The following is a 14,170-nucleotide window of genomic DNA, read 5'->3' on the forward strand; positions in this document are numbered from 1 at the left end:
GGTAATAAATATCTGCATCATTTCCTTCACCGCCCTGTTTGCCATCAGCACCGAAAGAATATAAGTCAAAAGCTCGACCCTCTGCACCCGGAATCACATATTGAATATCATTATCCCAACTGTCTTTTGGATAGCCACCCTTTACATAGCCCCCAGGTAACCAGTTTTTTGCTGTTTCCGGTTTGTTGACTAATGCATCCAATCCCCCCTCTTGAGACGATGGATAGTGACCATTGTCTAGCTTGTATTGATCTAATGCACCAGCTACACCTTTTAAGGTGATTTTTGTTGTATCTACTTTAGCCTTTTCACCACGCCCCATTACATTTGGCACAATCAGAGCAGCGAGTACACCTAAAATCACAATAACAACCATTACTTCAATAAGTGTAAAGCCTGATTGTTTTTTTCGAAGATTTTTCCGTTGCATTTATATTCTCTCTAACAATTTTTCTTAAAATAGATGGTTTAGATCATATTATTCATATTGACAATTGGCAACATAACAGCGATTACGATCACCAAAACAATACCAGCCATGAATACCAGCATCAATGGTTCTAATAAAGCCAGTAATGTAGAAATAAATGTTGTCACTTCTCGATCCTGCATATTTGAAGCCCGTTCCAACATTCGATCCAGCTCACCAGATGCCTCACCACTCTTGATCATTTGCACCATCATTGGCGGGAAATAACCACAACGTTCAAGCTGTGTAGCCAGATTCCCTCCCTCTGTCACTTTTTCAGCAGCCTGATTGACTGCATCCCGAATGACCCAATTACTACTGACCGCTGCACCAATTTTTAAAGCATCTACTAACGGAACACCAGATTTTGTCAAAATCGATAATGTACTGGCAAAACGAGCTGAATTTATACCACGAGATAATTTACCAAATAATGGCAACTTGAGTGTTAATCGATCGAATGTGTAATGACCTGCGGATGTTTTTAAGAAACGTGCCATTAAAAACAGGACAATAACAATAAAACCGATCAAGAAAGGCCAAGAAAGCCGAATGAAATCACTCGATTTCATCAACGCCACAGTAATCCATGGTAAAGCCTGTTTACTCTGATCAAAGGTTTTAACAATATCTGGTACCACATAGGTCATCAGCCCCATGACGATACCAAAAGACATCAGCATGAGAATAATTGGATAGATCATCGCACCCTGAACCTTTTTTTGCATCGCAAAACGGTTTTCAGTGTAATCAGACAATTGATCCAGAATGAGATCCAGATGTCCTGAACGCTCACCAGCGGCAATCGTTGCAATATATAAATCAGGAAAACGCCCAGACTGTTGCATGCCTTGAGCCAGTGAATGCCCTTCTAGTACCTTGGAACGTACTGAAAGTAGTAAGTTCTGCACATGAGTTTTTTCACTTTGTTTCGCCACAGCACGAAGCGCTTCTTCTAACGGAATTGATGCTGCAACCAATACAGAAAGCTGGCGTGTCATGAGTGCCAGATCATAAGCCGTAATCTTTTTTTGAAATAAACCAGATGATTTATTCTTCTCTTTATTTTCAACAGGATCGACACTAACAGGAATCCACTCTTTGTCACGCAATTGCTGACGAATCTGGCGCGCTGAATCTCCTTCCAGCACCCCTTTTTGTTGCTTCCCTGAAGCATCAATGGCAGTAAATTGATATGCAGGCATTGTAATGCTCTAGTTTTCCAAAAATTATTTGTCATTGCTCTTGTGTATAGACACAATAGAATAAACAATTCATTGTTATAAATGATTTGCCCACTCTAGCATAACCTTTTAGAGATCACGATATTTTTTATTCATACAATTGAGCTGAGACTTATACGATTATTGCTTATGCCAAATTTAACAGACACAAGCCAAAATATTTACCGAGTACGCGTTGTTGTACCTGTACACTTGTATGATAGCTTTGATTACAAGCTCAGTCTTGATCAATATCAACAGGCACAGGTCGGTGCACGCGTTGCAGTGTCTTTTGGACGGCAAAATGTCGTTGGAATCATTGTAGAAAAATTACCTTTAGATGCTCCGATCAATCCAAATTTTCAATTAAAAAATATCACTGAACTTTTGGATGACCAAGCTATTTTAGATGACAATGTTTTAAGTTTGTTGACATGGTCAGCTCAATATTACCAATTTCCCATTGGTGAAGTGGCTCAAACAGCACTACCAACATTATTGCGTCAGGGTAAGCCTTATAATCTACTTGCCCGTATCTGGAGGGTTCTGGATCTACACGCAGATGACAAAATTAAACGTTCTATCAAACAGCAAGATGCTTATAAAATTTTAAAACTGCATCCCACGGGAACATCAGAAAATATATTGAATCTCAGTGGTATTGAAACAGCAACGCTCAAGGCACTTGAAAAAAAAGAGATCATTCGTTTTGAGCTGGAACCTCAAAACTTTAAACCTGAACCAGTTCAGCTCGCTCAAATGCCTTTAACTGCAAATGAAGACCAAAAAAAAGCAATTCAGGGCATCTTAAAAGCTCAGAAAAAATATCAGGCATTTCTACTTGATGGCTTAACAGGTAGTGGTAAAACTGAAGTTTATTTACAAGTCATGCAAGAAGTACTGAAACAAGGTAAACAGGTTTTAGTTTTAGTTCCCGAAATTGGTTTAACCCCACAAACCATCAGTCGTTTCCAGTCCAGATTTCATTGTAATATTGCCTTACTCCACTCTGGACTAAATGACAGCAAACGTTTACAGGCATGGCAACATGCACAGACAGGCAAAGCGTCTATTGTATTAGGAACACGTTCAGCCATTTACACCCCAATGCCAAATCTGGGGTTAATTATTCTAGATGAAGAACATGATCTTTCATTTAAACAGCAAGAAGGTTTTCGTTACCATGCACGAGATGTCGCATTGTATCGTGCACATCTGGAAAATTGCCCGATTATTCTCGGCTCAGCCACACCGAGTATTGATAGCTATCATTTGGTTGAACAAAATAAACTAACCAAACTAGAGTTGAATCAACGCGCTGGCACAGCATTGATGCCAAAGATGCATTTGATTGACCTAAAAATCGCAAAAAAAGATCATGGACTCAGCCAGCAACTGATCGAAGAAATTAAAAAACGCCTGCACAAAAAAGAACAGGTCTTGATTTTTTTAAACCGTAGAGGCTATGCACCTGTTCTGATTTGTGAGAGTTGTGGCTGGCAGGCCAATTGTCCAAATTGCGATGCTCATTTCACGGTACATCTAAAACCCTATCAACATCTACATTGCCATCATTGTGGCACCATTCAACGTATTCCAGATGCTTGTCCATCCTGTCAGCAGGAAAATACCTTTAAACCTATTGGCATGGGCACCGCAAAAGTTGAAGAAAGTTTAAATGAGCTTTTCCCTGACTATGATGTATTACGCGTTGATCGGGACTCCACTAGCCGTGTTGGAAGCTGGCAAAAAATATACGACAAAATCCAGAAAGCTGAGCCAACAATCCTTCTTGGAACCCAAATGCTCGCCAAAGGGCATCATTTTCCATATGTCACATTAGTCGCCATTCTGGACATTGACTCAGGGTTGTTAAGCGTTGACTTTCGTGCAACAGAACGTACTGCCCAACTCATCATTCAGGTTGCGGGACGTGCAGGACGAGGGGAACATAAAGGTGATGTTTATTTACAAACATTAAAACCAGATCACCCCTTACTCAACACTTTGATTAATAACGATTATCGAGCATTTGCAAAACAGACCCTGAAAGATCGACAGCTCGCATTACTGCCTCCTTGCCGTTATGCGATCTTGATTCGAGCGGAATCAAAAAGTCAGGATGAAAACCTGAGCTTCTTACAGCAAATGAATGAAAATTTAAGAGAAGTTTCGGGTGATCTTATTGATATCTGGGGGCCAATTCCTGCACCAATGGAGCGTAAAGCGGGACGTTATCAATCCCATGTTGTGCTTTTATCTTTAGATCGGGCAAAGATGCATTACTATATTCGAACGTGGTGGCAAAACCTTTTGCATGCGAAACCTTCAAATATGAAGATTACAATCGATATTGATCCACAAGAATTGAATTAGCGAAATATAAACATATTTCAGCCTTTTCATCGTTTAAATTACATGAAAAGGAATAAAAATTAGGATGTAAGAATGTCTTTATTATTACAAATAACCATTTTTCTAGGTGCTGCATTAGTTTTAGTCCCCTTAGGGAAAAAATTTGGACTAGCGACAGTTCTAGGTTATTTGTTTACTGGCATTTTACTTGGGCCAAGTGTCTTCAATATTGCCAGCGACCCCAAAGCAATTATGCATCTGGGAGAATTCGGCGTTATTTTGCTCATGTTTCTGATCGGGCTTGAATTACGTCCACAACGCTTGTGGGAAATGCGACAATCCATTTTTGTTATGGGGACATTGCAAGTCGTTGTGACAGGTGTGGTGCTCATGGGCACTGTGTTTTTATTACTACAACAATCACTGTCTGCAAGTTTCGTTATTGGCTTTGCTCTGGCGCTTTCTTCTACAGCTTTTGTGCTGCAAATGCTTGCTGAAAAACAACAGCTCAATACTTCTTTTGGACAGCAATCCTTTTCCATTTTACTTTTTCAGGATATTGCCGCGATTCCATTGATTGCTGTTATTCCAATGCTTGCAGGCGGTCAATCTACCCACCATGGTATCGCCTATTTTGCAGCCATTATTGCAACCTTTACTGGACTGTTCCTGTTTAGTCGCTATGTCATGCGACCATTTTTCCGTTTTGTGGCAAAAAGTGGCGCAACTGAACTGATTACTGCGGTAGGACTATTTATTGTTCTCGGAGTTGTCCTTTTAATGGACACCTTAGGCATTAGTACAACTTTAGGGGCTTTTTTAACTGGTGTTTTACTGGCTGATTCTGAATTCCGTCATGAACTTGAAGCTAGTATTGCTCCATTTAAAGGCTTATTACTTGGCTTGTTTTTCATGACTGTAGGTATGACAACGCAGTTGTCATTGCTGATAGATATGCCTGTACTGATCATTGGTGGTGCAATCGCTCTGATTCTGATCAAATTAGTCGTGATGTTTTTCATCGCCAAATTTAATAAATATAACTTGAGCAACAGCTTGCTCATTGCTGCATCGTTAGCTCAAGGCGGTGAATTTGCATTTGTAGTCCTCAATGTAGCACGTAGCGAAAAAGTGCTCACTCAAGCCATTTTAGAACCAATGACATTGATTGTTACTTTATCCATGGCATTGACACCTATCGTTTTCTGGCTAGTGTCGAGCCAGATTATTCCTCGAATAAATAAACAGTCTGAACCCAAATTTGATGATATCCCCAATGGATCTCCGCCACTCATTATCGCGGGATTTGGACGTTTTGGACAAATCATCGCCCGTTTGGCACATCTACAGCACATTCCTTTCACTGCAATTGATATCAACCTGCAACGTATCGATTTTGTCAGACGTTATGGTGGGAAAATCTACTATGGAGATGCAACCTATCCCGATATTTTAAGAGCTGCTGGAATAGAGCAAGCTAAAGTCTTTGTTTTAGCAATAGATGATGTTGAAGACTCGATGAATACAGCACGGCATATCCGATTGAATTATCCCAACATCACTTTGCTGGCACGTGCGCGTGACCGTTATCATATGCACTTATTGCGTGATCTCGGCGTGAAACATATCTGGCGTGAAACCTACCTTTCCTCATTGGGTATGGCATATAGAACATTACGGGAATTGGGATTATCCAAACAGGATGCATCCCACAGTATTGAATTATTTAGAAATTATGACGAAGAGCTACTGGTTCGCCAGCAACGTATCTATACTGACGAGCAAAAAGTATATGAAAGTTATCGTGACTTTTTGGGTGAACTTGAACATTTATTTGAAAGTGATGCTCAAGCTAACCAGAAAGATCTTGAAAAGCTCAAAGATCAAAAAAATATTGATGAAGATGCCTTTGATAAAAAAGAACCATCACAGAACCAAGAACAACCAGAAAGAATCAACCTCACTCGTGATGATTAGGTAGCTCTAACCTGGCACCGGTATCATAAATGTGGCTTGTGTTTTACAATATAGCCACCATTAAGTCAGGGATTTGGAGAATTTTATGTCAGATTTACGTCAACGTTTTTATATCGAAGATTTCCCTGTACGTGGTGAAGTTGTTCATCTTGAAGAAGCATTGCAAACCATTTTGTCTCAACGTGAATATGCACCTGCCGTACAAGTTTTACTTGGGGAAATGTTGAGTGCTACAGCCTTGCTTGCCAGTACTTTAAAAATTCAGGGACGGATAAGTCTGCAAATTCAGGCACAAGGTACATTTAAATGGGCAATGGCTGAATGTAATCATTTAGGTGAAGTTCGCGCTCTTGCTGACTATGAGGAAGATCCTCGCTTTATGCAAGGTGAAGATAGTCGTACCGTACTTTCTGCACTAAATAACCCTGTACTGTTTATTAATATCGAGCCTGATTTTGGTGAACGCTACCAAGGTATTGTACCTCTTGACCAGCCAACCTTAGCCGGTTGCTTAATGCAGTATTATGATCTCTCAGCTCAAATCCCAACCCTGATTGTTTTGGCTAGTACGAAACAACGTACTGGTGGCTTATTGGTTCAACTGCTTCCTCGTAATAACGAAGAAGAGCAACAGCATGTTGATGAAGATTTGTGGCCACGTTTAACAATGCTAACCGAAACACTCAAAGCCGAAGAATTAACAGAATTAGACGCAACAGAAATCCTTTACCGTTTATATAACGAAGAAGAAGTACGTTTGCCCGAAGTTGAGCACTTGCGTTTTGGCTGCACCTGCTCACGTGAAAAATGTGAAAATGCATTAAAGCAGATTGGTATAGATGCTGTAAAAGAAACACTAGAAGTCCAAAATCCTATTACTATGGATTGCCAGTTCTGTAACAAGCGCTATCAATTTACAGCAAAAGAAGCCCTCAGCTTATTTGGTGAACATTTAAGTTAAAAGTCTCATTTTTTAAAAAGCGAATTTTGTATTCGCTTTTTTTATGCTTTTTATAAAATCAATTAAAAATAACTAATCAATCCACTTGAATTTTAAAGCTTAGAAACAATATAAAAACATATAAAGGCTATGCTAAATCAAATTTTTAGCATAAAAATGAATTAAACAACGATTAAATGTGACCTCGCAAATTATGGCAAAAAACTACTATGAAGAGCTTGGGGTTTCTCGTACAGCAACTCCAGAAGAAATTAAAAAGGCTTATCGGAAATTAGCCCGAAAATATCATCCTGATGTCAGCAAAGAAGAAAATGCTGAAGAAAAAATGCAAGCAATTAATGTTGCATATGACACCCTCAGTAACGACGAAAAGAAAAAAGAATATGACTTTATGCTTGATCACCCAGAAGGCTTCGCAGGAGGAAGCTTTGGTGGTAATACAGCAGGTCAAGGTGGCTTTGATGGTAGCCATTTTTACAAACAAAGTTTTGGTGGAGAAGGCCAGGACTTTAGTGGATTTGAAGATCTATTTGGTCGCTTTGGTGGCGGATTTGGTGGCGGACAATATCAGGATTTCGGACAACGGGGTTCCAGACAGCAACGAAGCTATCGTGGTGAAGATCAACATGCCAGTATCACTGTCGATGTAGATATCGCATATCAAGGTTCAACTCAAAATATTACCCTGCAAATCCCAACATACAATGCCTATGGCGAACCAGAAGTGCAACGTAAAACATTGCAAGTCAAAATTCCTAAAGGTATGAAAGAAGGTCAACAAATCCGTTTGGCTAAACAGGGACAAACAGGAATTAACGGCGGTGAAAATGGTGACTTATATATTGAAATCCAATATAAAGATACAGATCGGATACGTGTAGAAGGTGCAGATGTTTACTATACTGTTGATATTGCACCATGGGAAGCTGCATTAGGTCATAGTATTGAAGTTTCAACACCCGCTGGAAAAGTGAAGGTTACAGTTCCTAAAAATGCAAAAACTGGACAACAACTTCGTCTAAAAGACAAAGGGATTCCAAATAAAACACCGGGGCATTTATACCTTGTTCTAAATGTGGTTTACCCTATAGCACAATCGGAAACAGAACAACAAGCCTATCAGGCATTGGCTGATGCTTTCCCACATTTTAACCCTCGGCAATCTTAAGGGAGCACAATGATGACAACTATACATTACAGTGAAATTGTTTGTGACAACTGCCTGAACGGCGAGATCGTTGATGAACGTAACAGCTTCGATTTGGTTCATTTTGCACAAGTTTGCGGACAAAGCCCTGATTGGGTACTGCAACTTTTAGAGTACGATATTTTACCCGCACGCCCAGAAGACCGTATTCACCAGTTTTTTGGTGAAGATGTAGCCCGGGCACGTCGGGCTTTTCGCTTGCAACGTGACTTTGAAGCCAGTTTTTCGGCAGTGGCAATGATGATGGATTTAATTGACGAAGTTCAACAATTAAGAAAACAAGTTCGACACATTCACTTTGATCGGGACTAATTCATTTCAAATTGTTAATGGCTCTGGCAGGTAAACATTTTACCTGTCATGATTGAAAATTAACCAACTCTAAATCACAGTTTAAGAGGTTAATTTACCCCATGAATAGCAAGGTGATGAATAAGAAAATCAAAAACATGTTTCCAGAATATCGTGAACTGATGAATATTCTGAAACAAGAAGATCCACATTTTTCAAAACTATTAGAAGATCACGACGAACTCGATAAAAAAATTACACAATTAGAGCAAGATCCTGTTTGTCTGATCCATGATGATATAGATTCTTTAAAACGAAAAAAACTTCGACTTAAAGATGAAATGTACCGTATTCTGAAAATTAACCAGACTCAATCTTCTACGTCATAGTCTCATTTTAAAACAGGATTATTTCATTTTAGTGAACTTTTCAACTTCGCGAAGAGTTTGTTTAATCGGTTCATTCACAAATTTGAAGAGATCGAAATGCTGTGTCTTGTTTTGCTGAGCCAGCATTTCGATCACACTCTTTTCACTCAATCCCATCAGATGTCTTCGATAAAAATAGTAGATCAACATTCCTGTAGTTAACAACATAACGATCAGCATAATCCAGAAACCAACTGGACTTTTCAACCCAGGAATAAACTCGAAATTCATACCATAAATCCCTGTGAGTAAGGTCAGTGGTGCAAAAACTGCCGTAATAATTGCTAAAATCCGCATATTTTCATTGGTTTGATTCGCAATTGCCGAAAAATGTAAATCCATGGCAGCCTGAATTGCTGTTCTAAGACGAGTGGTATGCTTTTGTATTCGTTCAACATGACTAATCAAGTCATCCATTCTCACTAACATGATATCTTGTGGATCTGACAAAAGTTCGCCTGTCAAATGATGATAATTTTCAACAATTTCATCATGTAGTTCCTGTAATGCTTCAATTTGTTCTTCACATAAATTTTCGATTTGCTGTAATGCCATACTTTCTTGTAAAAGCATATTCCATTGAGTAAATCTACGCCGTCCCTGTAATAGTTCCTGCTGCCAATATTCAACTCGACGTGTTAATGGTGTTCGTAAATCAAGATAGCCATCGATCATTGAATTTAAAAGTCTGAGTGCTAAATCCAGTGGTGTATCTGGTAATTTTCGAGGCTTATTCTGCTCTGCGGGTTCTCGGGTCAGAATCGTTTTTATACGTTGTAAATATGCTTCAAAAGCATTGTTTCCCTGTTCCCTAACTGTAATTAATACATTAGGCGTCATAATCATACTGATAGGTGTAGTGGTGATTCCAAACAAACTTTCATGTTGTTCCAAAGCATTTGTATTTTGGATATGATCATCTGGTGTAATCAACTTCCTAAACACCAACAAATCATAATCATCCATCACATCAAATGCACAAGGATGTTCTATATTTAAGATATCTCTGCGATGAAACTCATTAATACGTAGCCCTGTTTCCTCAAATATATCTGTAGACCACTGTTCAATCCTGTTAACAATATCTTCTCGGGTACAATCAATCCAGAAGTAGGCGATTGGGTATTGTTCAGATTTCCGGGTACTCACAAAAATATATTTTTGTTCAGAATGACGATAAAAATAATAAACCTGCATGAAATGACCCAGTCTTTGTTGTTAACTTATTGATCTATACAAAAGACCACACCACGACCAGATTATAGATAAATTGCTTTAAATGAAATGTTGCATTTATTTTTAATTGTTTGTGATGACATCATCTTTTTTTGCCGATATATTATAACTGATATCCATATTTTTTTTATGGAAATAAAGTGAACATACTGTGCAAGCTTTTAAGTTTATTAAAACGTACAGAATGCCATAATAATTTTATAAATATCAGTAGTATTTAACAACCTAGATGGGGATCGCATGTTTCCAGAGTACCGTTCTTTAATCAGTAAACTCAAACAAGAAGACAATCGTTTTGCTAAAGTTTTCGAGGAGCATAATGCATTAGATCATGAAATTATTCGACTGGAACAAAATCCAGTTACAAGCGGTTTAGATGATATTGAAGTGCTAAAACGCAAAAAACTAAAACTCAAAGATGAGCTCTACACCATGCTGCGTGAAGCGGACAAGGCAGAGTAATTCTGTTTTAAGCTTGATGTAAGCCTTTAAATCACACAAAAAAGTCCGCATTACGCGGACTTTTTTAATCGCTTAAATCATTAAGCTTGTTCGATGTCTTTCATAGTCAATTTGATACGACCACGATTATCAACATCTTGTACTTGTACTTTAACTTCCTGACCTTCTTTCAATACATCTGTCACATTCGCAACACGTTCATTTGAAATCTGAGAAATATGAAGTAGACCATCAGTACCTGGCATGATATTGACAAATGCACCGAATTCAACGATACGGATCACTTTACCATCGTAAATTTTACCTGGCTCAACTTCAGCTGTAAGCGCCTGGATTTTAGCAATCGCAGCTTGAGCGGCAGCTTTAGTCTCACCAAACACACGAACTGTACCATTGTCTTCGATATCAATCGCAGCTTTGGTTTCTTCAGTAATTTGACGAATCGTTGCACCGCCTTTACCGATCACATCACGAATCTTGTCTGGGTTGATGTTGATTACCTGGAAAGTAGGCGCATGCATAGAAATTTCTGGACGTGCACGTGAAATGACTTTGTTCATTTCATTCAAGATATGCATACGACCAGCATATGCTTGATTCAATGCAACTTCCATAATCTCTTCAGTGATACCTTCTATTTTGATATCCATTTGGAGAGCAGTAATACCGTTTGCAGAACCAGCTACCTTAAAGTCCATGTCACCAAGATGGTCTTCATCACCCAAGATGTCAGAAAGAACCGCGAAACGCTCACCTTCTTTAACTAGACCCATTGCAATACCAGCAACTGGTGCTTTAAGTGGAACACCCGCATCCATAAGTGATAATGAAGCACCACATACAGAAGCCATAGAAGATGAACCATTTGACTCTGTAATATCAGATACGATACGGAGTACATATGGGAAACGATCAACTGGCGGAAGAACTGCTTGTACACCACGACGAGCTAGACGACCATGACCAATCTCACGACGTTTTGGACCTGATTCACGACCAGTTTCACCTACAGAGTATGCTGGGAAGTTGTAGTGAAGCATGAAATTATCGGTTTTCGTACCAGCAAGGGTATCAACCATAAGTGCATCACGTGTATTGCCCAAAGTTGTCGTTACTAATGCCTGTGTTTCACCACGTGTAAACAATGCTGAACCGTGCGCGCGACCTAAAACACCAACCTGGATTTCAAGCTGACGAACAGTTTTCGTATCACGACCATCAATACGTGGTTTGCCAGTCAAGATATTGTCACGTACTGTACGGTATTTAAGATCTTCAAATAAGAAATCAACTTCGTCTTTAATACCAGTCTCATCAGCTTCCGGAACAAACTGGGCAATTGCCTGTTCATGTAAAGCGTCTAATGCTGCATAACGATCATGTTTGGCAGCAATTGTATAAGCTTCAGAAATTTTCGCTTCAAAAGCTTCTTTTAATTGAGCACGTAACTCTTCATTGTGTGTTGGAGCAACCCAGTCAGATTCTTTTGCCCCAGCTGCAGCTGCAAACTCTTTGATCGCTTGAATCGCAATTTGCATTTCGTCATGACCAAAAAGAACTGCGCCAAGCATTTGGTCTTCGGAAAGCTCTTTTGCTTCGGATTCAACCATAAGAACTGCAGATTCTGTACCAGCAACAACAAGGTCAAGATCAGACTGAGCCATTTGTTCATAACTTGGGTTAAGAACGTATTCGCCTTCAATTAATGCAACACGTGCAGCACCGATTGGACCACGGAAAGGTGTACCAGCGATTGCAAGCGCAGCAGAGGTACCCAACATTGCAGCTATATCAGCTTCCATTGTTTTATCAGAAGATACAACAGTTGCAGTTACCTGAATTTCGTTGAAATAACCTTCTGGGAATAATGGACGGATTGGACGGTCAATCAAACGGGAAATTAAAGTTTCAGCTTCTGAAGCACGACCTTCACGTTTACCATAACCACCTGGAATACGACCAGCAGCATATTGCTTTTCTTGGTAGTTAACAGTTAGAGGGAAAAAGTCCTGACCTGCTTTTGCAGTCGGTTGAGCAACAACAGCAACTAAAACAGATACGCCACCCATTGTAATTAAAACGCTGTTTGCTTGGCGAGCAATACGACCAGTTTCTAAAACAACCTGATGCTGACCAAATTGAAATTCTTTACGAATTACATTAAACATTGACATGTATTTTTGTTTCCTAATTTTATTCTAGTGGAGACCCCTAAGGTTTGGCATTCACATTAATAACAGAAGCTACGGTAAATGACAAAGCTTAGAAGCCGACCTCACTAGAGAATAAACAATAGTTTTAGACACGAAGAAGGAGCGAATATTCGCCCCTTCCTTTTACCCAGCAAAAGCTAGGCAGACTTTAGTTTTCATCAGTACGGCATTTGGCATGCAATCTTCCGAAAATAAAAGTTTAAATCGAATTAACGACGTAAACCTAAAGCAGCAATCAAATCGCTGTAACGAGTAGAATCTTTACCTTTAAGGTAGTCAAGAAGTTTACGACGTTGGTTAACCATACGGATAAGACCGCGACGGCTATGGTGGTCGTGTTTGTGTTCTTTAAAGTGACCTTGTAAATCATTGATTTGTGCAGTCAATAAAGCAACTTGTACTTCTGGTGAACCAGTGTCGTTTTCAGCGCGAGCAAATTTAGCGATGATCTCTGCGCGATCTGCGTTTGTTAAAGCCATTCGATTTCTCCGAGATGCTTATAAAATAACTACTTGATAAAAATCAATTTGATTAAAAAATCAAATTTGACTGCCGTGCATCACTACAGCAGTCGATTATTTTAAAGGAACTCTAAGTATATTGCAAAACTATCTCTCTCAACTTTAGCCGATAAACAGCTCTTTTTTTACACATCATGGTTTAAAGTTTAAATAATCAATTTTTGAAAAAGCCAGGGCTTGAAAAACAGGCCAACAAAGTATGCACATAGAGTCATAAAATTTGGCTTAATAAGTATCCCGTCTAAAATCATTAAAAGTAATTGCCCTAACAGGAAGAATATAAAGAGAGTTACGCACATCAAAAATTTTGCGCTTTTAATTTTAAATTAATAAAAAAGCCCTAAGATTAATCTTAGGGCTTTTTTATTTGCGCTGTAGTTTCATTGTTGTAGTTCTCTTTTTTTATTCATTGTTATTGTTTTAAGTGATTCTCTCACTTTTTATGGTTATTCATCCATTTTGTCGTTATGAATGTACTTCCTTTTATAGTTTACATTTTGCCATTTTTATTTTTAGACAAAAGTCGCATTTTACGTATCGTTATGTAAGAAAAATCGCACAAAACGTAAATGCTATTCTTTAGGCTATAAAAAAGCCCTGTAGTCTCTCCCAAAACTACAAGGCTTAGCGGCTGTAAATTCCTCTATTATTACTTACATACTTGTAAGTTCGCAGTCTCTCGACTTTAAGTTATTCTAATTTTGCGATTTTACCCAACGTTCCATGCTGAGTTTGTTATGTGATTCATCTTCTCAGAAAGTTATCAGAAGCTCTATGCGCAAATTTCTTGAATCTGTGTAAGCTTTTTCTTACATCGTCAATAAAAC

At 38.9% G+C, this 14,170-nt stretch carries 12 protein-coding genes; 7 read left to right on the plus strand and 5 right to left on the minus strand.

Annotated features, from left to right (window positions below; translation table 11 throughout):
• Positions 1-430, minus strand: a 430-nt coding sequence (gene gspG, locus KPC_RS11105) for a type II secretion system major pseudopilin GspG (RefSeq protein WP_121974449.1), incomplete at its 3' end; no start/stop codon positions are given.
• A 38-nt stretch (positions 431-468) separates the two neighbouring features.
• Positions 469-1,674 carry a type II secretion system inner membrane protein GspF gene (gspF, locus tag KPC_RS11110; RefSeq protein ID WP_121974450.1) on the minus strand — a complete coding sequence of 402 codons (1,206 nt, stop codon included), beginning with the start codon at positions 1,672-1,674 and terminating at the stop codon, positions 469-471.
• Positions 1,675-1,842: 168 nt separating this feature from the next.
• On the opposite strand from gspF, the gene KPC_RS11115 reads away from it, so the two are divergent.
• From KPC_RS11115 to KPC_RS11140, 6 genes are all read left to right on the plus strand, one after another.
• Complete coding sequence (locus tag KPC_RS11115; protein WP_121974451.1) at positions 1,843-4,068, plus strand: primosomal protein N'; 2,226 nt, start codon at positions 1,843-1,845, stop codon at positions 4,066-4,068.
• Positions 4,069-4,140: 72 nt separating this feature from the next.
• Positions 4,141-6,024, plus strand: coding sequence for a monovalent cation:proton antiporter-2 (CPA2) family protein (locus KPC_RS11120; protein WP_121974452.1), 1,884 nt, complete (start codon positions 4,141-4,143; stop codon positions 6,022-6,024).
• Between the two features lie 85 nt (positions 6,025-6,109).
• Positions 6,110-6,985: an Hsp33 family molecular chaperone HslO gene (gene hslO, locus KPC_RS11125; RefSeq protein ID WP_121974453.1), complete on the plus strand. Its 876-nt coding sequence runs from the start codon at positions 6,110-6,112 to the stop codon at positions 6,983-6,985.
• A gap of 193 nt (positions 6,986-7,178) precedes the next feature.
• The gene (locus KPC_RS11130; RefSeq protein ID WP_121974454.1) at positions 7,179-8,153 is read left to right on the plus strand and encodes a DnaJ C-terminal domain-containing protein; all 975 of its coding nucleotides are present in this window, start codon (positions 7,179-7,181) and stop codon (positions 8,151-8,153) included.
• 12 nt (positions 8,154-8,165) lie between these two features.
• Positions 8,166-8,504: a chaperone modulator CbpM gene (locus tag KPC_RS11135; protein WP_121974459.1), complete on the plus strand. Its 339-nt coding sequence runs from the start codon at positions 8,166-8,168 to the stop codon at positions 8,502-8,504.
• Between the two features lie 101 nt (positions 8,505-8,605).
• Positions 8,606-8,872 carry a YdcH family protein gene (locus KPC_RS11140; RefSeq protein ID WP_121974455.1) on the plus strand — a complete coding sequence of 89 codons (267 nt, stop codon included), beginning with the start codon at positions 8,606-8,608 and terminating at the stop codon, positions 8,870-8,872.
• An 18-nt stretch (positions 8,873-8,890) separates the two neighbouring features.
• Here KPC_RS11140 and KPC_RS11145 read toward each other — a convergent pair whose 3' ends face one another.
• Positions 8,891-10,108 carry a magnesium transporter CorA family protein gene (locus KPC_RS11145; RefSeq protein WP_121974456.1) on the minus strand — a complete coding sequence of 406 codons (1,218 nt, stop codon included), beginning with the start codon at positions 10,106-10,108 and terminating at the stop codon, positions 8,891-8,893.
• Between the two features lie 279 nt (positions 10,109-10,387).
• Between KPC_RS11145 and KPC_RS11150 the strand changes: the two genes are divergently transcribed.
• Complete coding sequence (locus KPC_RS11150; RefSeq protein ID WP_121974457.1) at positions 10,388-10,609, plus strand: YdcH family protein; 222 nt, start codon at positions 10,388-10,390, stop codon at positions 10,607-10,609.
• Positions 10,610-10,689: 80 nt separating this feature from the next.
• Here KPC_RS11150 and pnp read toward each other — a convergent pair whose 3' ends face one another.
• Together pnp and rpsO are read right to left on the minus strand one after the other, a co-directional pair.
• Positions 10,690-12,777 carry a polyribonucleotide nucleotidyltransferase gene (gene pnp / locus KPC_RS11155; RefSeq protein ID WP_171334473.1) on the minus strand — a complete coding sequence of 696 codons (2,088 nt, stop codon included), beginning with the start codon at positions 12,775-12,777 and terminating at the stop codon, positions 10,690-10,692.
• Positions 12,778-13,031: 254 nt separating this feature from the next.
• On the minus strand, positions 13,032-13,301 hold the full coding sequence (gene rpsO / locus KPC_RS11160; protein WP_065994019.1) for a 30S ribosomal protein S15: 270 nt from the start codon (positions 13,299-13,301) through the stop codon (positions 13,032-13,034).
• Positions 13,302-14,170 lie beyond the last annotated feature (869 nt).

The sequence above is a fragment of the Acinetobacter stercoris genome (assembly GCF_900323515.1).
Classification (GTDB): domain Bacteria; phylum Pseudomonadota; class Gammaproteobacteria; order Pseudomonadales; family Moraxellaceae; genus Acinetobacter; species Acinetobacter stercoris.

What these genes read in the sequence shown, in the direction of transcription:
- gspF (WP_121974450.1), bottom strand. Translation starts at nt 1,674, where the DNA reads ATGCCTGCATATCAATTTACTGCCATTGATGCTTCAGGGAAGCAACAA.
- KPC_RS11115 (WP_121974451.1), top strand. Translation starts at nt 1,843, where the DNA reads ATGCCAAATTTAACAGACACAAGCCAAAATATTTACCGAGTACGCGTT.
- KPC_RS11120 (WP_121974452.1), top strand. Translation starts at nt 4,141, where the DNA reads ATGTCTTTATTATTACAAATAACCATTTTTCTAGGTGCTGCATTAGTT.
- hslO (WP_121974453.1), top strand. Translation starts at nt 6,110, where the DNA reads ATGTCAGATTTACGTCAACGTTTTTATATCGAAGATTTCCCTGTACGT.
- KPC_RS11130 (WP_121974454.1), top strand. Translation starts at nt 7,179, where the DNA reads ATGGCAAAAAACTACTATGAAGAGCTTGGGGTTTCTCGTACAGCAACT.
- KPC_RS11135 (WP_121974459.1), top strand. Translation starts at nt 8,166, where the DNA reads ATGACAACTATACATTACAGTGAAATTGTTTGTGACAACTGCCTGAAC.
- KPC_RS11140 (WP_121974455.1), top strand. Translation starts at nt 8,606, where the DNA reads ATGAATAGCAAGGTGATGAATAAGAAAATCAAAAACATGTTTCCAGAA.
- KPC_RS11145 (WP_121974456.1), bottom strand. Translation starts at nt 10,108, where the DNA reads ATGCAGGTTTATTATTTTTATCGTCATTCTGAACAAAAATATATTTTT.
- KPC_RS11150 (WP_121974457.1), top strand. Translation starts at nt 10,388, where the DNA reads ATGTTTCCAGAGTACCGTTCTTTAATCAGTAAACTCAAACAAGAAGAC.
- pnp (WP_171334473.1), bottom strand. Translation starts at nt 12,777, where the DNA reads ATGTTTAATGTAATTCGTAAAGAATTTCAATTTGGTCAGCATCAGGTT.
- rpsO (WP_065994019.1), bottom strand. Translation starts at nt 13,301, where the DNA reads ATGGCTTTAACAAACGCAGATCGCGCAGAGATCATCGCTAAATTTGCT.